At 43.7% G+C, this 21,591-nt stretch carries 20 protein-coding genes; 10 read left to right on the forward strand and 10 right to left on the reverse strand.

Annotated features, from left to right (window positions below; translation table 11 throughout):
• Positions 1–20: 20 nt before the first annotated feature.
• Positions 21–2,885: a bifunctional [glutamate--ammonia ligase]-adenylyl-L-tyrosine phosphorylase/[glutamate--ammonia-ligase] adenylyltransferase gene (gene glnE, locus AC5JP1_RS04410; RefSeq protein WP_493843293.1), complete on the reverse strand. Its 2,865-nt coding sequence runs from the start codon at positions 2,883–2,885 to the stop codon at positions 21–23.
• A 429-nt stretch (positions 2,886–3,314) separates the two neighbouring features.
• Here glnE and tusD point away from each other — a divergent pair, with 429 nt between their 5' ends.
• From tusD to AC5JP1_RS04430, 4 genes are read left to right on the forward strand one after another with little or no spacing between them, the layout of a single operon-like run.
• Entirely contained in the window at positions 3,315–3,773 is a 459-nt protein-coding gene (tusD, locus tag AC5JP1_RS04415) for a sulfurtransferase complex subunit TusD (protein WP_319050354.1), read from the forward strand.
• A gap of 52 nt (positions 3,774–3,825) precedes the next feature.
• Positions 3,826–4,149, forward strand: a complete 324-nt coding sequence (locus tag AC5JP1_RS04420) for a hypothetical protein (protein WP_319050353.1) — start codon at positions 3,826–3,828, stop codon at positions 4,147–4,149.
• 48 nt (positions 4,150–4,197) lie between these two features.
• Positions 4,198–4,527: a hypothetical protein gene (locus AC5JP1_RS04425; RefSeq protein WP_493843294.1), complete on the forward strand. Its 330-nt coding sequence runs from the start codon at positions 4,198–4,200 to the stop codon at positions 4,525–4,527.
• Positions 4,528–4,559: 32 nt separating this feature from the next.
• Positions 4,560–4,886: a TusE/DsrC/DsvC family sulfur relay protein gene (locus AC5JP1_RS04430; protein ID WP_319050440.1), complete on the forward strand. Its 327-nt coding sequence runs from the start codon at positions 4,560–4,562 to the stop codon at positions 4,884–4,886.
• Between the two features lie 87 nt (positions 4,887–4,973).
• Here AC5JP1_RS04430 and AC5JP1_RS04435 read toward each other — a convergent pair whose 3' ends face one another.
• Positions 4,974–5,534, reverse strand: a complete 561-nt coding sequence (locus AC5JP1_RS04435) for a tRNA (cytidine(34)-2'-O)-methyltransferase (RefSeq protein WP_493843295.1) — start codon at positions 5,532–5,534, stop codon at positions 4,974–4,976.
• A gap of 261 nt (positions 5,535–5,795) precedes the next feature.
• On the opposite strand from AC5JP1_RS04435, the gene AC5JP1_RS04440 reads away from it, so the two are divergent.
• A complete protein-coding gene (locus AC5JP1_RS04440) occupies positions 5,796–5,936 on the forward strand; it encodes an entericidin A/B family lipoprotein (RefSeq protein ID WP_057759705.1) in 141 nt (46 codons plus the stop codon).
• A gap of 72 nt (positions 5,937–6,008) precedes the next feature.
• Here the strand turns inward: AC5JP1_RS04440 and hemW are convergent, their stop codons facing one another.
• Positions 6,009–7,310, reverse strand: a complete 1,302-nt coding sequence (gene hemW / locus AC5JP1_RS04445) for a radical SAM family heme chaperone HemW (RefSeq protein WP_493844431.1) — start codon at positions 7,308–7,310, stop codon at positions 6,009–6,011.
• Between the two features lie 316 nt (positions 7,311–7,626).
• Here hemW and AC5JP1_RS04450 point away from each other — a divergent pair, with 316 nt between their 5' ends.
• The 4 genes from AC5JP1_RS04450 (at position 7,627) to accC (ending at position 12,054) form a co-directional block, all read left to right on the forward strand.
• Positions 7,627–8,121 carry an EVE domain-containing protein gene (locus AC5JP1_RS04450; RefSeq protein WP_319050350.1) on the forward strand — a complete coding sequence of 165 codons (495 nt, stop codon included), beginning with the start codon at positions 7,627–7,629 and terminating at the stop codon, positions 8,119–8,121.
• A 408-nt stretch (positions 8,122–8,529) separates the two neighbouring features.
• Complete coding sequence (locus AC5JP1_RS04455; RefSeq protein WP_493844432.1) at positions 8,530–9,897, forward strand: MATE family efflux transporter; 1,368 nt, start codon at positions 8,530–8,532, stop codon at positions 9,895–9,897.
• Between the two features lie 241 nt (positions 9,898–10,138).
• On the forward strand, positions 10,139–10,570 hold the full coding sequence (gene accB, locus AC5JP1_RS04460) for an acetyl-CoA carboxylase biotin carboxyl carrier protein (RefSeq protein ID WP_493843296.1): 432 nt from the start codon (positions 10,139–10,141) through the stop codon (positions 10,568–10,570).
• A 122-nt stretch (positions 10,571–10,692) separates the two neighbouring features.
• Positions 10,693–12,054, forward strand: a complete 1,362-nt coding sequence (accC, locus tag AC5JP1_RS04465; RefSeq protein ID WP_319050348.1) for an acetyl-CoA carboxylase biotin carboxylase subunit — start codon at positions 10,693–10,695, stop codon at positions 12,052–12,054.
• Positions 12,055–12,251: 197 nt separating this feature from the next.
• On the opposite strand, the gene AC5JP1_RS04470 is transcribed toward accC, so the two are convergent.
• Both AC5JP1_RS04470 and leuA read right to left on the reverse strand, forming a co-directional pair.
• Entirely contained in the window at positions 12,252–12,869 is a 618-nt protein-coding gene (locus AC5JP1_RS04470; protein WP_493843297.1) for a hypothetical protein, read from the reverse strand.
• A 312-nt stretch (positions 12,870–13,181) separates the two neighbouring features.
• Entirely contained in the window at positions 13,182–14,966 is a 1,785-nt protein-coding gene (leuA, locus tag AC5JP1_RS04475; RefSeq protein WP_493843298.1) for a 2-isopropylmalate synthase, read from the reverse strand.
• 220 nt (positions 14,967–15,186) lie between these two features.
• On the opposite strand from leuA, the gene AC5JP1_RS04480 reads away from it, so the two are divergent.
• Entirely contained in the window at positions 15,187–15,675 is a 489-nt protein-coding gene (locus AC5JP1_RS04480) for an Lrp/AsnC family transcriptional regulator (protein WP_493843299.1), read from the forward strand.
• Between the two features lie 13 nt (positions 15,676–15,688).
• Here the strand turns inward: AC5JP1_RS04480 and AC5JP1_RS04485 are convergent, their stop codons facing one another.
• The 5 genes from AC5JP1_RS04485 to AC5JP1_RS04505 form a co-directional block, all read right to left on the reverse strand.
• On the reverse strand, positions 15,689–15,898 hold the full coding sequence (locus AC5JP1_RS04485) for a hypothetical protein (protein WP_493843300.1): 210 nt from the start codon (positions 15,896–15,898) through the stop codon (positions 15,689–15,691).
• A 115-nt stretch (positions 15,899–16,013) separates the two neighbouring features.
• Positions 16,014–17,357: an ABC1 kinase family protein gene (locus AC5JP1_RS04490; protein WP_493843301.1), complete on the reverse strand. Its 1,344-nt coding sequence runs from the start codon at positions 17,355–17,357 to the stop codon at positions 16,014–16,016.
• A gap of 84 nt (positions 17,358–17,441) precedes the next feature.
• The gene (locus AC5JP1_RS04495) at positions 17,442–18,233 is read right to left on the reverse strand and encodes a HesA/MoeB/ThiF family protein (protein WP_493843302.1); all 792 of its coding nucleotides are present in this window, start codon (positions 18,231–18,233) and stop codon (positions 17,442–17,444) included.
• A gap of 48 nt (positions 18,234–18,281) precedes the next feature.
• Positions 18,282–19,154, reverse strand: a complete 873-nt coding sequence (gene prmC, locus AC5JP1_RS04500) for a peptide chain release factor N(5)-glutamine methyltransferase (protein ID WP_493843303.1) — start codon at positions 19,152–19,154, stop codon at positions 18,282–18,284.
• Between the two features lie 44 nt (positions 19,155–19,198).
• Positions 19,199–21,094, reverse strand: coding sequence for an AmpG family muropeptide MFS transporter (locus tag AC5JP1_RS04505; RefSeq protein ID WP_493843304.1), 1,896 nt, complete (start codon positions 21,092–21,094; stop codon positions 19,199–19,201).
• Positions 21,095–21,591: the final 497 nt, after the last annotated feature.

Raw genomic sequence — 21,591 nt, forward strand, 5'->3', positions numbered from 1 at the left:
CTTAATAACACAAGTATCAATCACTTTTTGGTAGATTCAACACCCATTAGGTGTTGCCACTGTGCTTGTACCAATGCGCGTGTCTCCTGCCAAAGTGACTCATCGACCAGCAACGACTGCTCTGATAATGCCAGTTGATGCGTGGCAGCACGTATCCTGAGATAAGCATCGCTCAAGTCTTGACAGACCTGCTCTTGCCATATACCAAGTAAGGCTACCTCTTCGAAGATACGAACGTTGTCGCTCCACTTGGTCAAGCTTGGATACTCATGCGAATAAGCCAATACCGCAAACTGTGCCAAGAACTCAATATCTACGATACCGCCTGCATCTTGTTTAAGATGGAACTTGCCCGCTTGCTGCTGCCACTGATTGGTGCCCAAATGCTTTTGCATTTTTATACGCATACTGGTGACTTCACTGCGCACTTGATCCAGTGTCCGTGGCAGGGCCAACACATCTCGGCGAATGTCACAAAAAAGCGCCGTCACTCGTCTGTCACCACAAATTGCTCGGGCACGCACCAACGCTTGATGCTCCCACGACCAGGCTTTGTCCATTTGATAGGTTTCAAACGCATGATAAGACACCACCATCATGCCAGCATTGCCTGAAGGGCGTAGACGCATGTCAATCTCGTATGCTCTGCCATCTCGCGTTTGGGTATTGAGATAGTTCATCAATTTCTGTACCAAGCGCGCAGCAAACTTCATTCCGCTCACTGATTTTTCGCCTGTGGTCATACCCCGCTCTTTTATCTTATGCAAAAACACCAAATCCAAGTCAGACGAGTATGAGAGCTCTAAGCCGCCAAGCTTCCCATAACCAATGATAGCAAAGCCACAGTCCGCTTCGGTGACAGGGTCTCCATCTTGGCCAATAGGATAACCATAACGGTTGACGATCTCGGCAAAAGCACGCTCTAGTGCGGCCTCCAGTACTACTTCGGCAATATACGTCAAAGAGTCCGATACTTTCATGATTGGGCGCTCAGCCAATACATCGCTCGCAGCCACAGCCAATATTTGGTTTTTCTTGAATAGTCGTAAAACGCTTAGTAGTTCTTCTTCATCGTTCGGCTCTACGCGCAGTAGCTGTTGACGCAAAATATCACGCAGTTCACGCTTGTCTGGCAAATGACGGTAGCGCTGCTGTAAAAAGGTGTCTAGCAATACAGGATACTGTGCCAGCTCTTTTGCAATCCATGGGCTGGCAGACAGCATCGGGATCAGCTCAATCGTTGCATTGGGGTTTTCTGCAATCATGACCAGATAGATGGAACGACGGCAAATGGCTTCAAGCAGTGAAATCAGTCGAGGCAGGGCGGCATTAGCAAGTTTTTGCTGCTCTTGATGAGCAAGTAACGCATGGACAATAACAGGGTAAGCGTCATCTAAGCGTTCTCTTGCTTCCTCACTTAAGTTCACCACCATCTTTGATTGCCAAAAATTCTGTAATAGCTCTCGGTTATCTTCTGTTAATACCTCATTTAAACGAGCAATTTGCTCATCTAAGTTTTCAGGCTCTAGGCCAGTATCTTCGTTACCAGGTACTTGGCGCTCAGTGACCATACGCTCAAACGGATCATTCACATGCTCTCGGTGACAATTGAGCTGATCTAGCAATGCATGCCAGTTTTCAAAATTGAGCGTCACGGCTAGATTATGCTGCCACTGTATATCGTGTGGTAAACGCTGGGTTTGCTGATCATTAATTGCTTGAATGCCATGCTCAAGCCGGCGCAAAAAACGATACGCAGCTTGTAGGTTATCGTAGGTTGACTGCTCTAGATATCCAAGCTCACGCAACACTTTCATTGCTTGTAGACAAGGTTTTGTTTGCAGCTGTGGATGCCGGCCACCATAGATCAACTGAAATGCTTGTACGATAAACTCAATATCCCTGATACCGCCCGCACCAAGTTTGATATTATCTAAATCTTCACGCTGTGCCACTTGATTTTGAATAAGAGACTTCATCTCTCTAAGTGCCGAGAATGCACTGTAGTCCACATAATAACGGAAGACAAAGGGTTTGATCAGTGCCTGTATCTCATCATAGAACGGCTGTTCTATTTGTCCAACGACGCGCGCCTTTAGCCAAGCAAAACGCTCCCACGCCCGCCCATGCATCGTGAAGTATTTTTGTAATGCTGACAGGTGAATGGCCAAATCACTGCCATCACCCCATGGACGCAGGCGCATATCCACTCGAAACACGAAACCATCAGCCGTCTTGTTATCGAGTAGTTTAATGATGCCTTGACCAAGCCTAGTCATAAAGCGTTTGTTGTCTATACTACGTGTGCCTTTGGTTTTGTCACCATCGGTCTCACCGCGCGCTTGATGCACAAAAATTAGGTCGATATCACTTGATAAATTCAGCTCCTGAGCGCCAAGCTTACCCATAGCCATGATTGCCATGTCATCAATCTGTACATTACCTTGGGCATTGATAAAGGTTGGTTCACCATATTTAGCAACTAAGTGCTGGTAGGTATAGCCTTTAGCAAAAGAAATACAACCATCTGCAAATTCAGACAACTCATCGGTCAATTGCTCAAGACTGATCATCTGTAAAGCGTCTTGCCAAATCCAGCGCATCATCAACAGTGTACGCAGATTACGCAAGCCGCTCATGACTTTGGCTTCATCAGCGAGTTGGTAGTTTTCATCCAGCGTATAATCTTGTATCAGATCATCGATTTGTTGACGGGTTAGCGTACTACTCAAAGGGTAACTACGCAAAAACGTCTGACATGAAACCGTTCGACTCTCCCAAATCTGATAAGCAAATTCACTTGCTGTTTGTAGTACTTGTAGTTGCTCCGCTGTCGGCTGATAATCTGTACCACTGTTCATACGTGAGGGCATAGCAGGTAACATAGTGACAAAAACTCCTTACATAGAATGGTAAGACTACGTGAACCAAGCTCATAAGTTTATTGTTTTTTCTTACGAGACAGTCACAACGTTAGATAGATATACTTGGTATATCAGCACAAAAGATAAAGGCGCGTTTAGTAATTAGTCGCTCTATTTGATGTGAAGCGCTTTATGGTAGCATACTAAAATGCGTCGCTGATCCGTCACTGTCGTTACACCACTATAGCGACGTGGCAATGTAGCTAAATGCTCTTCTCACCAATAAAAATAGTATTTTGATATAATAGTGTTTAAAGACTATATACCTGACCATAAACCAATGAAGCAAATCAAAGAAACAAACCGCTGTCTACAAAACAGTCGCAACCACTCACTACTATCTTCTAATTCTCATAACACTCTTATTGACAATATGTGATACCGCACCTTATGACTACTACTCCATTACTGCTCATCACTGCTGATCCCGCCCACCCACTGGCGCACCTAGCACTACGTTATGCACACGCTTATCTTAGAGAGGCCTCAAACCATTCTGAGAATAGTAGAATTGACGATAACGACATAAACGATAGTGACAATCCTAACACCAAACGGGCGTTGCTCAATGTCTTTTTTTACGGCGATTCAGCTCATACTGCCAACCGTCTACGTTGGCAGTCAGCAGATCAAATAGATTTAACAAAAGAATGGCAATCGTTGGCTGAGCAGTATCAATTATCACTACCCGTTTGTGTCAGCACTGCACTGAGCCGCGGTGTGAGTGACGCTGACAACAGCACACGACATCAGCTAGAGGGTGCCAATCTTGCTGCAGGATTTACGTTGGTAGGACTCAGTGAGCTTGCTCTAATGATGCAAGATGACTGCCGATTGATACAGTTTTGATAACATTACGATGACGACTGTCAACAGCGACAAACCTATTTAGGAATATAATATGAAATTATTAATTCAGTTGCATACGCCCACTGAAGCGGCTAGTTATGAAGGCTGTGCCCTTGCTTTGACGCTGGCGACTTTCGGACATGAGGTGCAGTTATCATTGGATGCGCCTGTATTTGGTTTATTGATGCAAACGGAGTCCCGTTTGCACGGTATGATTCAGTCGCTTGATCTTTACGATATGCCCGCAGCTTGGCTACCTGACGATGTCTTTAGCGGTTGGGTCATTGGTATGCTACCGACAGATCTGGCATCACAGCTTACACTGGTACCAGAGATCATCAGCTCGCAAGACTTTGAGCAGATTTTAACTTTTTAAATGACTATATCATCAGAAAAATAACAAAACACATCATCGGATACTTTTATGGCGACTTTATATCAATTACACAGTACGATGGACACGCTCAGACGTAGCACTGAAGAAATGTCTCGCACTTGGCACAATGGCGACAGCATTGTTTTGCTCGGTACAACGGTCGCTTTTATCGACTGGCTAAGTGCTTATTTAAATGATAATGAGATAGATGACATCGCTGCTATTTATGCATTGGCAGATGATGTCGCGCAGCTCTCGAAGAATACTACTGGCAAGCTAAATTTAGATACTAAGCTAACTGGCGTGTTAACAGACGCCGAATGGGTCAATCTGACTCAGGACCGTCAATTTGATAAAGTGGTGACCATTGCCTTATGACAGATCACAACTCCACGCCCAACAACAACGTAATGATAGCAGCCACTGAGGCTGCATTGGATCAAGACGGTCACTTATGTGACCACACTATTTGGACACCTGACATCGCGCAGCAACTGGCTGACACATTAGACGTTCATTTGAAAGCTGAGCATTTACAGGTTTTGCAGCAAGTGCGTGCATTTTTTGACAAGTTCAACCACGCGCCAGCCACACGCCCATTGATAAAATGGCTACAAAAAACCTTGCCAGAACATGACATTAGCAATCAAAAGTTGCAGCAGCTGTTTCATACTGGTTTGGTTGCACGTCATGTCAACCGCTTAGCGGGTCTACCCAAACCGCCAAACTGCCTATAATACATATCATTGCTTATTCTGTTTTTATGAAACAAGGATAATCAATCCTATCGGTCTTATCAGACAAATCGCTATTCGTTAAAGTAACTACTTTGGGTCGTAGACTGTCAAACTCTCATAACCGACACTACGACCTTCATCACCCAAAAACCCTTGATGCCGCCATATTTCATACAGGCAGATAGCAACGCTGTTGGATAAATTTAAACTGCGCGAATCAGCCAGCATGGGTAGTCTTAACCAATTATCAGCACCAATATCTTCACGTATATCCTCTGTAAGGCCTGCCGTTTCAGAACCAAATACCAGTGCGATATTAGGTACTACGTCGTCATTAGCCTCTTCAGCAGCTACTCGCCCGCCAAAATCATAATCGTAAAAGGGCTTACTCAGTTTAGTCGTCAGCGCGGTAATGACATGGCAGTCCGCTGTCTGTAACGCCTGCTTCGCTGTTGCCCAGTCATCGTGTACTTGTAGATGCGCGTATTCGTGATAATCGAGTCCTGCGCGGCGTAGCTTTTTATCATCAAGCTCGAACCCTAACGGTCTGACTAAATGCAGCTGTGCCCCGCTATTGGCACACAGGCGAATGATATTGCCTGTGTTACTCGGCATCTTTGGGCCAACCAGCACGATATGAATGGTCATGTTTATTTACTCCAAAAATGGTTAACGCTCTGTTATTTAAGTTTATGAGCGACAGGTAATTAAAAGTTACAGTTTACTGCCAATAATTACATTTTGATACTGTGCAGCGTTTTTAACTTTCTCTATGATGTCTGTAATGGATAACGCGATAGCATTTAAGTGTGACTGTCTCATCCAATACCCCTTCAGTGACGCTTAAGCAGACCGCTTTGCATCACTGTTGTTATTTATAACCATCCATTTATCTTTGAGGATACTATTATGAAAAAAGTAATCATCGCATCTTTAACTGCTATGTTCGTTCTAACTGGTTGCAACACATTCAAAGGCTTTGGTCAAGACGTATCAAGTGCTGGCGATGCTGTCACTGGTGGCGCACAAGAAGTACAAAACAAAATCTAAGGTATGATTTTTTTAGATTTGTTAAGGGCTTACCATTTTTTGGTAAGCCTTTTTTATTTTTGGCTATTTATCTTATAAAAAAGCACGTAGTATCTGATTAAGGTAGCGCTGCCCTAACAGTGTCGGTTGTAACTGCGTATCACTGTCTATCAGCAACCCTTGTTTTATCAAACCAGCCACTTGCTCATTAATACTATCAAGATTCAGCCCCGTTCTTTCCTCAAACAATGACCAAGCCACACCTCCATGCAACCTCAGCGCATTCAACATAAACTCGCTTACCAGCTCATCACGATCAATCTCTTGCCAGCCAACCATTTTGGGTGCGCTTTGCTTGACAGGAGACTGCTCAGTGATATCTGTAGAACCAACGTAATCCTTCGGCAGACGTGACTTACTGAATCGATAAATACCTGCTTCTGCTACTAGGTCAGTCTCTAGCATATTGCTTTGCGTTGACGGCTCATTGTTTAGGTTATAACCAACCGTCACTTTGCCATGCGCCCCTGCACCTATTGCTAAATAGTCGCCAAACTGCCAATAGTTTATATTATGACGGCATGGCTTGTCTGATGCGCCTGCCCATGCCGACACTTCATAATTGCTATAGCCTAATTGCTGCAATAGCGACTGACCTGCTTGTTCAATATCTGCCAAGTTGTCTTCATCAGGTAAGACCGGCTGACTGCGATAGAACACTGTATTGGGCTCAATTGTCAATTGATACCAAGAAATATGTGTGGCGCCAGCATCGTGCGCCATTTGAATGTCATTAAGAGCTTCTTTCATAGTTTGCTGTGGTAGACCGTGCATCAAATCGACATTAACACGCGTAAATCCAGCAGATTTGGCAGCCTTAATTGCTGATAATGCTTGCGCAGGGTCATGGATACGTCCAAGCGCTGTCAGCTTATCAGCAGCAAAGCTCTGTACGCCGATAGACAACCGATTGATGCCAACCTCTAGATACTGCGCAAATGGCGCATGCTCAAGCGTACCTGGATTGGCCTCCATCGTGACTTCTATATCTGCTGCAAACTCAAAACATGACCGTAGACCAGAGAACAATCTCTGATACTGAGCAATAGGTAACAAAGATGGCGTGCCGCCACCGATAAATATAGAAGAAATTTTGCGACCTTGCACCAGTGATTGCTGCATCGTTGCATCTAGCAGTAACGCATCGACATAGTCATCATACATGGAGATCTGACTGTCTACAGGCAACTCATGCGAATTAAAATCACAATAAGGACACTTCTTCACACACCACGGAATGTGAATGTAAAGAGACAATGGAATGTCAGTCACGTTTACCGCGATAGTATCCGTTGTTGGTTCAGTAAGACTTAATGTATTTAGGTCGTTTGGCATGCTTTCTGTATTCACTTTGGGCATAAATAAACTTATTTTGTAGTGAGCAATAATAATCGATATTAAAAGTAACGCTAGGATAGCGACTAGATTGGATAAAGAAAAGCCTATCTATCATAAAACTATTAACAAAAACACGTATAAACGCTCTATTCACCATAACAACTTATGGGCAGTATATAGAGAATCTATTAAAAACAGCCTCTACTAAGAATAGACACGATTTAAAACATGTTTGAGGGTGAGTTAATCGAAACTAACCCTAGTAGTTTTAAGAACGAATTAAAGAATAAACAAAAATTCAAAGGATAGATATATGGCGTATTGGTTAATGAAATCCAACCCTAAATTTTTTGGTATTGAAGATTTGCAGCGCTTGGGCACCGACGGTTGGGACGGTGTTCGTAACTACCGCGCGCGTAACTTTATGCGCGATGATATGAAAGTTGGTGACAAGGTTTTCTTTTATCACTCTAGTGCCAAACCCTCTGGTGTGGCTGGTATTATGACTGTGAGCCAAGCAGGCTATCCTGACCCTAGCCAGTTTCACCCTGAGCATCGACACTACGACCCTATTGCGACCGAAGAAGCGCCGCGTTGGTACATGGTAGATCTCACTTTTGAGCACGCTTTTACCGAGGTATTGCCCTTATCAGAGCTAAAATTTTTGCCTGCGCTCGAAGATTCCTTACTACTGAGAAAAGGCTGTCAACAATTAACAGTGATCCCATTAGAACCCAAGCACTGGCGCGCGATTATGAATATGGCGGAGACACTTGAGATATTACCAGAGCAGACAACGAATCATTAATTAATTTATTGATTCAACACATCACTTATCGGTGATAAGCAGTGAAGTACAAAGCGTCTATGATTAATATGTATATAGACCCTTCAAAGCGTTGACATCATAGCGCCGCTTCTTTACCATCTTATCTATATATGACCTGTCAATCCACTGCTTGGATCGACGGGTTATTTTTATTTTAGTGTCTTTATTCTAGAACCCTTATTTTAAGACCTTTATTTTCATTGCCGTGCTTGGTCTTTATGAGCTTGCTCATAACGTTTATCGAGGTATCATCATCGGCACGACTTTTCTGCTCATGCTATTGCTTCATTTTTGATGCATTGCTCTCTTCGGATTAATAGTAGTGCGGGCTCATTCATAATAATGCTCTTAATAACAATTACCGCAAAGAATAAAAAGTTGCTCACCATGGTTTTTCCATTGTCTTTCAAAGATTTTAAAAGCTACAGTTTACGTTTAGGCGTACTTGCCCTACCTATTTTGATCACTCAGTTTTGCCAAGCGGCACTTGGTGTTGTTGACGCTATCATGGCAGGCCAGGTGTCTGCGCTTGATTTGGCAGCAGTGGCAGTTGGGTCTGGTATTTGGCTCCCACTGTTTTTGTTAGCGACAGGTATATTAATCGCGACGACCCCTCTGATTGGTGAAGCGGTTGGTCAAAACCAGCATGACCAGGTTCCACATATCACGCAGCAGTCCTTATGGGCCGCAGGGGTGATTGGGATTATTGGGTTTATTGCTGTCAATTTGGCACCCAATGTTCTGGGTCTCATGGGTGTACCTGAGAATATTCAGCCGATCGCAACACAGTATTTGCATGGTGTGTCCTTTGGTTTCCCTGCACTAGCAGTCTATGCCGTACTGCGCAGTTACTGTGAGGCACTGGGTCGACCTGAGCCTGTGACTGTCATTAGTATTATTGGTCTGATGGCCGACATACCGCTCAACTATATCTTTATTCATGGTTTATTTGGTATGCCTGAGATGGGCGGCGCTGGCTGCGGTGTAGCAACTGCATTAGTATTATGGATAAATGTGCTTTTATTAGCCGCTTATACAGGTTTTACCAAGCGAAAAGAGTTTGCCACTACTCGCTTTTTTTATGGTTTTACACGTCCAAATCGTACACAGATCAAAAAACTTTTAAAGCTTGGCATCCCTATTGGTATTTCTATCTTTTTTGAAGCCAGCTTATTTAGTTTGGGAGCCTTGGTTATTAGTCCATTGGGTGAGATTGCGACAGCAGCGCATCAAGTGGCTCTATCCGTGACCTCGCAACTATTCATGATACCGATATCCGTCGCTATGGCACTCACTATCATGATCTCAAATCGATTTGGTCAAAAAAACCTCTTGGCACTACGCCAAGTGCAAGCTACTGGGCTTATTTGGACAGTCCTGATTGCTATAGTTTGTATGCTCGGTATATGGTTATTTAGGCCAGAATTGGCAGCTGCGTTTACTGATAATCCCGTTGTGAGAGCTCAGTCTATGCATCTGCTTATCTTTGCCCTTGCCTACCAGCTCTTTGATGGCTGGCAGGTCAATGTCGCTGGCATATTACGCGGTATGCAAGATACAACGATACCGATGTGGGTGACGCTCTTTTGCTATTGGCTGGTTGCATTGCCACTGGGTATCTATTTAGTGCGTTTTACCGATGTTGGCGCACAAGGATTTTGGATGGCCCTTATCACTGGTCTGTTTTTGTCCTCTGTTCTATTGACGCTGCGTCTACGTTATCAACAAAAACGTCTGACAGCATTGTGGGGCTAATATCGACTTAATAGAGCATTCTATCTCACAACATGACTGGCGCTGCTTGGTGACATAGACTATGATAAATCGTAGAAGATTTCTTACTAAACAGCTAGCTTACGTCAAAATATGTAAAAATTCTCAGTTAACAACTGTACATTGATTGCTCATTGCCCTGAATCTAGGTATCATTAGCGACTAATTAGACAATATTTAGTTACACTATTTCTCGAATTTAGTACAAGGTCAGATAAAAACTATGGATATTGAAAAAATACGCACCCTCATCGCCCTTATGGAAGAAAGTGAACTGGTAAATTTAGAAATCAGTTCAGATGATGAACATATTAGTTTGACTCGTCACTATGATGCGCCTGTACCAGCTATGATGGCAGCTCCAACTGCTGGCGCTGCCCCAACGACAGCTGCTGATGCAAAACCTGCGGCAAAAGCTGGAAATGTCGAAAGCTCACCTATGGTTGGCGTGTTCTATTCAGCACCAACGCCAAATGATCCACCATTTGTAAAAGTCGGGCAAAAAGTTCAAGCAGGTGATACCTTAGGTATTATCGAAGCCATGAAAATCATGAATCCACTTGAAGCGACTCAAAGCGGTATCATTGATGAAATCTTGGTAGACAATTCTGAAGTCGTACAGTTCGGCCAACCTGTCATACGCTATAAAGCGTAACGATATTTGCCATACTTTATTTCATAATGGCTGAGTTTTGGTGTACCTATCGTATCAATATTGAATAATACGATGCTATATTAAACTTGGTCAATGACTGACGCTTCGACAAGGATGAACCCATGATAAAAAAATTGCTCATTGCCAATAGAGGTGAGATTGCCCTGCGCATCGTTCGAGCTTGTAAAGCGCTAGGTATTGAAACAGTAGGTGTCTACTCTACCGCTGACGCCAATTTGATGCACCTGCGCTTTGTTGATGAGGCAATTTGTATTGGCAAACCTAATGCCAACCAAAGCTATCTGGATATCAATACCATCTTAACCGCTGCTGAAATCACTGGCGCAGATGCTATCCACCCAGGCTATGGTTTTTTGTCTGAAAATGCCGAATTTGCTGAACGAGTAGAAGAAGCAGGATTGACTTTCGTTGGTCCAAATGCAGATCACATCCGCTTGATGGGCAATAAAGTCTCTGCTATCAACGCGATGAAAAAAGCAGGCGTGCCGACTGTGCCAGGCTCTGTTGGCGCTGTGACACTCCACAACGCTGAAGAGCAAGCACGTAATATCGGTTTTCCATTACTGATCAAAGCCGCCTCTGGTGGCGGTGGACGCGGTATGCGTGTGGTTGAGCGCTTTGATGAGTTGGTTGGTCAAGTACAAGCTGCCAAACAAGAAGCTGAGCTATGGTTCGGTGATGATACAGTCTATATGGAGCGCTATCTACAAAACCCGCGCCACGTAGAAGTACAGGTACTTGGTGATGGGAATGGTAATGCCATCCATCTGTATGACCGTGACTGCTCATTACAACGTCGTCACCAAAAAGTACTAGAAGAAGCGCCTGCACCAGATATCCCAGATGATGTACGCGAACCAATTCTAAAAGCTTGTGTGAAAGCCTGTGAGCTTGTGAAGTATCGCGGTGCAGGTACGTTTGAGTTTTTATTTGAAAACAACGAGTTTTTCTTCATTGAGATGAACACTCGAGTGCAGGTTGAACATCCCGTAACTGAGATGATTACTGGCATCGATGTCGTTGTCGAGCAGCTCAAAATTGCCGCTGGTTATGGTCTATCTTATCGCCAAAGTGAGATTGAAATCCAAGGTCATGCGATCGAATGCCGTATTAATGCTGAAGACCCAGCTACCTTTGTGCCGTGCCCTGGTACTATTAGCCAATTGTTCACACCAAGTGGTTCTGGTATTCGTTTTGACTCGCATTTATATCCTGGTTATGAAATACCGACTTATTATGATTCGTTGATCGGTAAGCTTATCTGTCACGGTCAAACGCGTCAGCAAGCTATCGCTAAGACAGTACATGCCCTTGATGAATTAATCATCGAAGGTATCAAGACCAATATTCCACTTCATCGTGATGTGATTTTGGCGGATGATCAGTTTGTTCAAGAAGCACAAAACATTCACTATCTTGAAAGAGAGATGTTGAGTGCGGACAAAACCAAGAAAGAATCATAAATTATAGCAATTAGAGTTATTACAATTAGAGGATTGATAGTTAAAGACTTTAATCTGCTTATTATTACTCTCTAAACCAGACTTATTAGAAACTTAATACGAAAAAGCCGCTAGATCGATAGCGGCTTTTTTCTGTCGTTTTAGAACAGGACGATTAGTGTTCTATATGATAGATAATGTACTATTAACACCACTTCCTATGGCAAAACTCTATTGAAATTCATAAAGCATTCTTTTCCATCAGGATCAGCACACCACTGCATCTGATTGCCATCATGATTGATAAAGGCAATCAACGCTTCATCAGTCTGGTCTATCTGATTGCCCGAGCAGTCTACCTCGTTATTGTCATAGACTGTCTTGATCGCGATAATAGGCAGACCTTCTTCGCGATGAGTGATCAAGTAACGACCATAGGTCCACTCTTTGCCACTCGACGCTCGCATCTCGTTATCAGCACCGAAATTGTACAACTCGCGGCACTGCGCAGACTTATTTGCTGAACTAATAAGGTTCTTGTTAGTAGTGGGCGGAATCTTTAAAACTCGCTCTTCGTTTTGGGTCAGTATACCGCCATCTATCCCAGCCATCACTTTAGGCTCTGCACTACTGGGTTTTTGCTCACTCACAGTCGCTTGCTTAGCCCTCGCCTCTTTGGTCATAGTGATAGGGCTGTCCAAATCGATCTCCCACTGCCCTGCAATAGCGGGGCTGATATGAGTAGTGATTGTCGGCTCAGTAACCGCTTCACCGTTTGCAGGTAATGAAGCTAGAATAGATGCTAATGTAAACGAAGCAAATGAGGTAGGTTCCATGGTTAACCTTTTATTTATAATATTTTAATATATACGTTAGCGTAAGTCGTAGGCACCAAAAACACAAGTAACATTATGCTATTAGTCGCAGCATTATATATATAAAGTATTCAAAAATATCCGCATAACCGTAGGCTATATCCATAAGAAGATAGAACATTGACCAACACTCAGTCTTCTTTTTACCCAAAAAATAACGCCATAACTTTTCTTGTTAGACACAAGGAGCTATGGCGCTATATATTTATGAAGTTAAGATCAGCGCAGGTCACCGGACTACTCAGTGATTGCTGTTTAGTACACTTTTTAGTATTAGGCTACTTCTGTATTCAATGCTTGAGCAAAAGCTGACAGCGCCCCTTTGAGCATCGCTGATACCGTGCTACTACATGTACCGATACCAGAGTATACTTCACCATCTACATTTAGCTGAATATAGGCAGCAGCATTGGCATTAGTCTTGTTGTCACTGTTGGTATCGTCATCGATGCCATTGCCGCTGTTATGGTGCGGGTTAATCGCATGCTCAGCATAGTTAATGATATGCAAAGACTTACCCGTATGCTGTGCAAGACCATCAATAAACGATGACAACGGACCGTTACCAGTACCATCAATATCAATAGTGTCACTATTCATCTGTACCTGACCACTAAAATACACCTCGCCGCCTTTGTTATTGACACTATAGTCTAATAGCTCGAACTTACCTTGCTGTAAGTAAGTATCTTCAAAGGTCTGTAGGATTTCATCGTTTTGCAATTCGCGGGCAACCGCTTCAGCCTGCTTTTGTACTACGCGACTAAAGTCAATCTGCATCCAGCGCGGTAAATTAAAGCCATAATTACGCTGTAGAATATAAGCAACGCCACCTTTTCCTGACTGACTATTGATACGCACCACATCTTGGTAGCTACGACCAATATGTGCAGGATCGATTGGCAAGTAAGCCACATCCCAAACGTTATCCGTCTCATTTTGATGGTTTTCATTATAATCGAGAGACTTTTTGATGGCATCTTGGTGTGAGCCACTAAATGCCGTAAAGACCAACTCGCCTACATAAGGGTGACGTGGATGCAACGGTAAATTATTGCACTCGCTCACGACTTGTACGATTTCACTCATATTACTAAAATCAAGATCAGGATCGATACCTTGGCTAAACAAGTTCATAGCCATGACCATGATGTCCATATTACCGGTACGCTCGCCATTGCCAAGCAGAGTACCCTCGATACGATCAGCGCCTGCAAGTACACCCAATTCAGCTGCCGCTACTGCACAGCCGCGATCGTTATGCGTATGCAAACTAATAATGACATGCTCACGCTGGGCAAGATGACGACAGAAGTACTCGACTTGGTCAGCAAAGACATTGGGCATAGATGCCTCAACAGTCGCTGGTAGGTTAAAAATAACTTCTTGACCGTTCTGTGGCTGCCACACATCACAAACTGCGTCGCAGACTTCTACAGCATACTCAGTCTCTGTCTGGCTAAAACTCTCAGGAGAGTATTGAAATACCCAATCCGTCTCAGGATACTTTGCTGCATACTCTTGTAGTAGCTTGGCACCGGCAATAGCAATCTCTTTGATTTCAGCTTTGTCTTTGCCATATACTTTTTCGCGTTGTACACGACTGGTTGAGTTATAAACATGAACGACTGCGCGTTTTGCGCCTTTCAATGATTCAAAGGTACGGGCAATCAAATGCTCTCGCGCTTGTACCAATACTTGTAATGTCACATCATCAGGTACATGGTTTTCTTCAATGAGCTTACGAGCAAAGTCAAACTCAACCTGTGCCGCTGATGGGAAACCAATCTCAATTTCTTTAAAACCAACATCGACTAGCGTCTTAAAAAAACGCATTTTTTGTTCAATAGTCATCGGGTCAATCAATGCTTGGTTACCATCACGCAGATCTACGCTTGCCCATATCGGTGACTTTTCGATTGTTTTGCTCGGCCACGTCCGATCTGGCAGCGAGGGTGCAAATGCAAATGGACGGTATTTACGAAAGTCAAAAGCGGCACTTTTTGGTGTGATCTTTGCAGTCCCTGAGACTGCAGTGCGAGTGGCTTGGTCAGACATAATCAATCCTTAGACGGTATCGTTATTTGTATATTTAGTGGGCGATTAGCTGCTGGTTAGATCAATACTTATCATACAAGATAGCTAGTGTTTATATCACAATAATAGCAAAGTTTGATGCTCAGAAACCTGCTTTTTTTCACTCTATTTATTGTTATTTTAGTGAATAATACTATATTAGGCTCTATAATCGAGTTAATTCACTATTGAGACAATAAAAATGCCAGACCATCAGATCGAGAATACAGTAATAGCAGATATAGATGAGATCGATAGGCAACTACTGCGCTTATTACAGACACAAGCCCGCATGAGTGTGACTGAACTTGCTGAGCGCGTTAATCTATCTGCCACGCCCTGCGCGCGGCGAATCAAACGCTTAGAAGATGCAAATGTTATCACAGGATATCAAACCAAGACCGATGCACAAAAACTCGGTTATCCACTTGCTGTGTTTATCGCTGTCAGTATGGACCGTCATACAGCTGAGCGTTTCGAACAGTTTGAGCGCAAAGTTCAAAGTTTTGAGGAAGTTATTAGCTGTAGTATTGTCACAGGACGCACAGAGGACTATCTAATCAAAGTGAGGGTACGCGATATGGCGCATTACGAGGAGTTTTTGTTACATAGACTCAATCGTATCGAAGGCGTTGCCCAAGTACATACCAGCTTTGAGTTACGAGAAGTGTTTAGTCGGAGCGTGGTTTAGAGAATCTAAGCCACTAATTCAAGCCACCATCAGTGCAGGACGACGGAGTATTAGCATTATCATTCTGCCCTGCCTGCATGCCTATGACCAATAAGCCAAGAAACTGCCCTAGTCCATAGATAAGAGTTGCCAATGCAATCAGTAAGTCGGAGTAGGCAGCAGTGGTATTTGGCATAGTGTGAGTATCATCGCTACCCTGCCGACAGAGATTGATTGCAAACATCTTAACCCTACAATAGCGGCATTGCCATGTAGCCCAAATGCCCATCGAATCAGATATTCAGGCACTCATCAATAGCAAAAACGACAAACCTATGATTTACTAATCGAATCAACATTTACGAGACGTTTAGCGGCGGCATTTCTGTCTCACCTTGTCCTAGCATCTGTACACGTTGATCACTGAACATATCCATATCAGGGGCTAACGTACGCATAAACCGATCAAAATATAGCATCTGTTTGGTCAGTAAAGCAAAATCACGCGGAAAATGGATACCATGACGCTTACCTACTTCGACAATCTCAAGCATCATTTGATTCAGCTCATCGGCTTGTTCTTTGCTGTTGAAAGGTACGCCACTGGTAAACGCCTTATCTTCTGCCATGATGGTTTTCATCATGCGCTGTAAGTCATTACCCAATGCAGCCACATCGACCTTGTTATCACCATGCGTCATTTCCATATCTATCATATGACGTGCCATCGCTTGATAGTCATTGTCCTGCATCGCCTGCATCATACCCATGCACGCGCGCCAGCTCTGAGCTTTTAGTTTACCCACGATACCGAAGTCTAAAAAGCCAATACGGCCGTCGGTCAATAGCATCAAATTGCCAGCATGTAAGTCAGCATGAAAACTGTTGCACAGCATGAGACTGGCAAACCACGTGTTTAGAGTATCTGCCATCACTTGTGCAGGATCGCTACAGTACTGACGCATGAGTGACTCATCGACCATCGAGACGCCATATAGTCGGCTCATTGTGAGTACACGCTTGGTGGTCAACGCCTCGTATACTTGCGGCGCCACTACGCGCGTATTCCCTGATACCGCTAGGAACTGCTGAAAATCACGGATATTTTGCGCTTCAGCGATAAAGTCAGTCTCAGCAAGCATACGCAGACGAATCTCATCGATGATCGGTGCGATGCTGGCAAATTTCATCGACGGCATTACAATTTCGAGCAGTTTAGTTACCCCATGCAAGACACCCAAATCAGTCTGCATAATAGTTTCAACGCCAGGTTTTTGCACTTTTAGCACCACTTCATCACCGTTATGCAACCGTGCTGCATGCACTTGGGCAATAGAAGCTGATGCGAGCGGCTCTGAGTCAATATGTGCAAACGTGTCATCGAGGGTCATGCCTTCAGTCGCTAGCTCTTCTTTTAACACTTGCTCAATATAAGCATAAGACAATGGCGTGGTCTGATCCAGACAGCTTTGGAATGCTTTGACATACTCTCGTGGAAATAGCGACGGCGTACTGGCAATAAACTGACCAATCTTGATATAAGTGGTGCCGAGCTGCTCAAAAGTCTCTTTGAGTAACATCGCATCAGGTCTTTCCCCTTTTGCTACTCTCAGCGCAGACAAACCCGCCACACTCGCTGTTTGGCGAACACGGTTGACAACATTAAAGGTATGTTTTAATAAATGCGGACGATGAATTTTCATAAAAAACAACTATGGTAATAAGAAGGATGTTTGAAAATAGATAATATGATAAAAGTATTTATAAAGGGTTACAGCACTAGCATATTAATTAACACTACTACAGACAGGGCATTGGGGATCTTTTCTATAACCCATCAGCCGCTGCTGCATTTGACTACCATCCCATATGAGCAGCTTGTTTGTCAGTGGATTTTTGGTTAATCCCAAATACTGTAAGGCGGCATTGGCTTGCAGATTACCCATGACGGCTGTAGTACTAGCGAGCACACCCGAATTAGCACAAGTACGTTCATCAGCGGCATCATCGCGCACAACCGAGCCAAACACGCAGTGGTAGCAGCCAGTATCGAGCTGAGGCTCAAACAACGCCAGCTGTCCTTGCATTGCAATTGCTGAGGCTGATAACAGCGGTATTTGATAGCGCACGCTGATACGGTTAATACTATCACGCGTCGCAAAATTATCAGTACAGTCTAAAAGTAAGTCAGGCTTGTTTATCGCCATACCTAGCAGCTCATAAGCATTGTTTTCATCTAAACGTGCGACTGTCCCGTGAGCTTGTATCAGAGGATTGATACGCGCTAACATGGCAGCTGCACTCAATGCTTTAGATTTGCCAATATCTTCTGGCAAAAACAACGTTTGTCGTTGTAGGTTACTCGCCTCAATCTCATCATCATCAATCAGGTGAACATGACCTACCCCTGCACGTACCAGTGTCTCAGACGCTGGGCAACCAAGACCGCCTGCCCCTATCATAACCACGCGTGCTGATTTTAATCGCAGTTGAGCATCCATATCCCAACCGTCTAATAAAACGTGTCGAGCATAACGGAGCAGCTCATCATCGGATAGCGGTACCACCTCTTCTACCATATTTATCTACAACCTATAATCAAAGAAATCTACTACCAAAAAACTTGTCTATTGAACTTGCCCTAGCGTGACACGGTCATTACCACCATAATCTTGTACCGTATGCACCGACTCAAAATCATTATCCAAAAATAACTGTCGAACAGCAGGACCTTGATCATAGCCATGTTCGATAGCCAATAACCCATTTGTGCATAGGTATATCGATGCGTGCTGAATAATATGCTCGATATCTGCCAAGCCATGATTGGGCGCACTCAGCGCGCTTATCGGCTCAGCCTTTAACGCAGCCAAATGCTCATCTGTCTCATCGATATATGGTGGATTAGAGACAATCACATCAAACTGATGTTCAGAACCAGTAGCGAGTGCCTGATACCAACTGCTTTGGACGAACTCAATATCAGCAACGTCATTGCTCACAGCATTATGCTGAGCAACCTTCAGCGCGTCGAGCGATAAATCGACCGCAACAACTTGCCAGTTAGCGTGCTTAAGTTCATGAGCAAGACTGATAGCGATACAACCTGAACCCGTCCCCAAATCTAGCAAACGCTTATTATTAATACATGTCGGCTGAGCATTGATCCACTGTAGTACCTGCTCGACCAATACCTCGGTATCCGGTCTAGGAATCAGAGTATGCTCATTGACATTAAAATTAAGTGACCAAAATTCTTGCTGCCCAGTCAAGTACGCAAGCGGTATGCCTTGCTGCATCTTATTCACACCATCAGTGAACTGTGCAAGCTCGCTGTCACTCAATTGGTAATCTTCATCCGTCATCAACGCTATCGCGGGCTTATCAATGACATATAGCAACCAGTCCGTTAGCCAAAACGACGGCAGCTGGTTGCTCGTATTATCATTCGTCAGTTGTCCAATGTGTTGCTTAATTTGACCGATGGTTGATGCTGACATAAGTCACTCTTAAAAATAATAGAAAGATCAGTAAAGGGACTAAACTACTCTGACGCGCGCGGTGGCTCTTTGGTATCAGCCAGGTTTGGATTTGCCTTAGCTAATTTATCGCCGCTGCCATCGTCGTCGCCATAAATGTCATCGTTATCACCAATGACAATATGTTTATCAACGAAATAAATCAGTGCCAAGATAGGAATACCAATCGCAAAGGTAAAGATAAAGAAGAACGGGTAGCCCATATTATCGACGATAGCACCTGAGTACCCACCCATGACCTTAGGTATGAGCGTCATCAGTGAAGAAAAAATAGCATACTGTACGGCGGTAAAGCGAATAGAGGTCAGTGCCGACAAGAAGGCAATAAATACAGCGCTTGCTAGTCCTGCAGCTAAGTTATCAAAAATGACTGCCAAATACATGAATGGTAAGCTACCTGGATTATACGTCAATAGTACAAATAACAAATTGGTCGCACAGGCTAAAATAGCACCAATCATCATAGCGTGCATAATACGGAAGCGCTGGGCTAAAATCCCGCCCAAAAACCCACCTCCAATCGCCATAATCACACCGACCAGCTTCACGGCATTCGCAATGTCCGTCTTACTAAAGCCCATGTCTTGATAAAAGACGTTTGAGATCACGCCGGCTACGATATCAGATATACGATACAGACCAATCAACGCCAGCAGCAACAGGGCTTTTTTGCCATAACGACGGAAGAAATCCAAAACAGGCTCGATCCATGTTGCCATGGCTACTTCTTTCTTGACTAATCCTACTTGTACCAATGCGTAGCCTGCTACCATCGCCGCCCCTAAACTCACCAGTAAATGGAAAGTTTCTACAAAGAAGCTAGAAAATGCGCCTTCAAATTCTGGTAGGACTTGTCCCATCACTATGTAAGCAGCAATAAAGGCAATCACTGAAAACACAAACAACGCCACCAGTCTGACGTAATCCTCACGAGTCTCAGCGACCAGTGGGGCTTTGTTGATGATTTTGGGTTGGTTGACGATGAAGTACAGTAGTAATAATGGGGCACAAGCAACCAAAGCCAAAAAGTAAAACTTGATAGCCGGCATTATCATTAGCGGTATCAATGCCACTGTGCTATCAAATACTGTATTGATTAAGATGTTGATCAGATAAATGATACCGAATAGCAAACCTGGTATCAGCAGTAACGCAGAATAAATAAGAAATACTTTTAAATTGCCTTTTTGCTTGTTGTTTTGTAAAACGTCAGCCGTCGGCTCATAACTGGCAAACGTCGTCAAGACCCCTAAAGTCATGACCCCTGCCATAATATAATAGGTATTGCGCCATGCTTCGTAACTATAAAAAGTCTCATTTGAGCCAAAATAGTCCGCCAAATACAACGCGCCTGCCCCAGCAACGATCATACCAATACGGTAACCTGACACATAAATAGAAGACAAAATAGACTGCATAGACGGCGGTGCAAGCTCGATACGGTAGGCGTCAATCACAATATCTTGCGTCGCAGAAGAGAAGCCAAGCAACACCGCAGCACCTGCCATATAGACCAAAACATCTTCACTGACAGGGTTTACCCTTGCCATTAGAACGATGGCCAGCACAATGAGCAGCTGTGATACCACCATCCAACTGCGGCGGCGACCGAGCCATTTTGTCAAAAACGGTACAGGTAGCGCATCGATTAATGGCGCCCAAATAAACTTAAATGAATATCCTAATGCCGCCCAACTAAACATGGTGACGACGCTACGATCGATTCCTGCCTCTCTGAGCCATAATGATAAGCTTGAGAAAATAAGCAGAATAGGGATACCCGCTGAAAAACCCAAAAACAACATGATAATCACACGTGGGTCTAGATAGGCTTTTGTCGCCTCGCCCCATGATTTTTTGGCAATTGGTTGATTGGGCGGCACAGATTTGACAGCAGACATAATAACTCACCAACAATTGAGACAAGGAACACAACTGCACACCATTCTTATCACTCTTCAAAATCGGTTACTCAGCAAAGGAGCGACAAAAAAGAATCGATAAAAACTGCTCGACGTTGTACCAATATAAAGTTGTACCAATATAGATATGACAACAAAATCCAGTTATGGTACTTGAGAACCTTCACCTTGACTAGATGTTTTTGCACTAACTCACTGACTATATTGCTTTTACGATGGCTTATGTTTCGTAGTAGTCTCGCAGATTATAACAATATTTCTCTAAGGTTAAATTAACCCTTATTTTTCTTGCTACATTCTCTCTTAAGCCATACCTGACAACGTCATGATATATAGGTAATATAAAGGTAGCTATAAAATTGAAATAGATCTAATTGATTGAGCGTAATCTGCTGGTTTATTCTCAACTAGCGATAACGAGTACAGGCGTTAATGACGATTTAGATAAACAAAACATCAAGCTTTTTACGATTAAT

The sequence above is a fragment of the Psychrobacter sp. H29 genome (genome assembly GCF_059073055.1).

What these genes read in the sequence shown, in the direction of transcription:
- leuA (WP_493843298.1), bottom strand. Translation starts at nt 14,966, where the DNA reads ATGTCTGACCAAGCCACTCGCACTGCAGTCTCAGGGACTGCAAAGATC.
- AC5JP1_RS04505 (WP_493843304.1), bottom strand. Translation starts at nt 21,094, where the DNA reads ATGTCTGCTGTCAAATCTGTGCCGCCCAATCAACCAATTGCCAAAAAA.
- AC5JP1_RS04440 (WP_057759705.1), top strand. Translation starts at nt 5,796, where the DNA reads ATGAAAAAAGTAATCATCGCATCTTTAACTGCTATGTTCGTTCTAACT.
- AC5JP1_RS04450 (WP_319050350.1), top strand. Translation starts at nt 7,627, where the DNA reads ATGGCGTATTGGTTAATGAAATCCAACCCTAAATTTTTTGGTATTGAA.
- AC5JP1_RS04430 (WP_319050440.1), top strand. Translation starts at nt 4,560, where the DNA reads ATGATAGCAGCCACTGAGGCTGCATTGGATCAAGACGGTCACTTATGT.
- AC5JP1_RS04485 (WP_493843300.1), bottom strand. Translation starts at nt 15,898, where the DNA reads ATGTTTGCAATCAATCTCTGTCGGCAGGGTAGCGATGATACTCACACT.
- AC5JP1_RS04435 (WP_493843295.1), bottom strand. Translation starts at nt 5,534, where the DNA reads ATGACCATTCATATCGTGCTGGTTGGCCCAAAGATGCCGAGTAACACA.
- prmC (WP_493843303.1), bottom strand. Translation starts at nt 19,154, where the DNA reads ATGTCAGCATCAACCATCGGTCAAATTAAGCAACACATTGGACAACTG.
- glnE (WP_493843293.1), bottom strand. Translation starts at nt 2,885, where the DNA reads ATGTTACCTGCTATGCCCTCACGTATGAACAGTGGTACAGATTATCAG.
- accB (WP_493843296.1), top strand. Translation starts at nt 10,139, where the DNA reads ATGGATATTGAAAAAATACGCACCCTCATCGCCCTTATGGAAGAAAGT.
- AC5JP1_RS04455 (WP_493844432.1), top strand. Translation starts at nt 8,530, where the DNA reads ATGGTTTTTCCATTGTCTTTCAAAGATTTTAAAAGCTACAGTTTACGT.
- AC5JP1_RS04420 (WP_319050353.1), top strand. Translation starts at nt 3,826, where the DNA reads ATGAAATTATTAATTCAGTTGCATACGCCCACTGAAGCGGCTAGTTAT.
- hemW (WP_493844431.1), bottom strand. Translation starts at nt 7,310, where the DNA reads ATGCCAAACGACCTAAATACATTAAGTCTTACTGAACCAACAACGGAT.
- AC5JP1_RS04490 (WP_493843301.1), bottom strand. Translation starts at nt 17,357, where the DNA reads ATGAAAATTCATCGTCCGCATTTATTAAAACATACCTTTAATGTTGTC.
- tusD (WP_319050354.1), top strand. Translation starts at nt 3,315, where the DNA reads ATGACTACTACTCCATTACTGCTCATCACTGCTGATCCCGCCCACCCA.
- AC5JP1_RS04470 (WP_493843297.1), bottom strand. Translation starts at nt 12,869, where the DNA reads ATGGAACCTACCTCATTTGCTTCGTTTACATTAGCATCTATTCTAGCT.
- AC5JP1_RS04480 (WP_493843299.1), top strand. Translation starts at nt 15,187, where the DNA reads ATGCCAGACCATCAGATCGAGAATACAGTAATAGCAGATATAGATGAG.
- AC5JP1_RS04495 (WP_493843302.1), bottom strand. Translation starts at nt 18,233, where the DNA reads ATGGTAGAAGAGGTGGTACCGCTATCCGATGATGAGCTGCTCCGTTAT.
- accC (WP_319050348.1), top strand. Translation starts at nt 10,693, where the DNA reads ATGATAAAAAAATTGCTCATTGCCAATAGAGGTGAGATTGCCCTGCGC.
- AC5JP1_RS04425 (WP_493843294.1), top strand. Translation starts at nt 4,198, where the DNA reads ATGGCGACTTTATATCAATTACACAGTACGATGGACACGCTCAGACGT.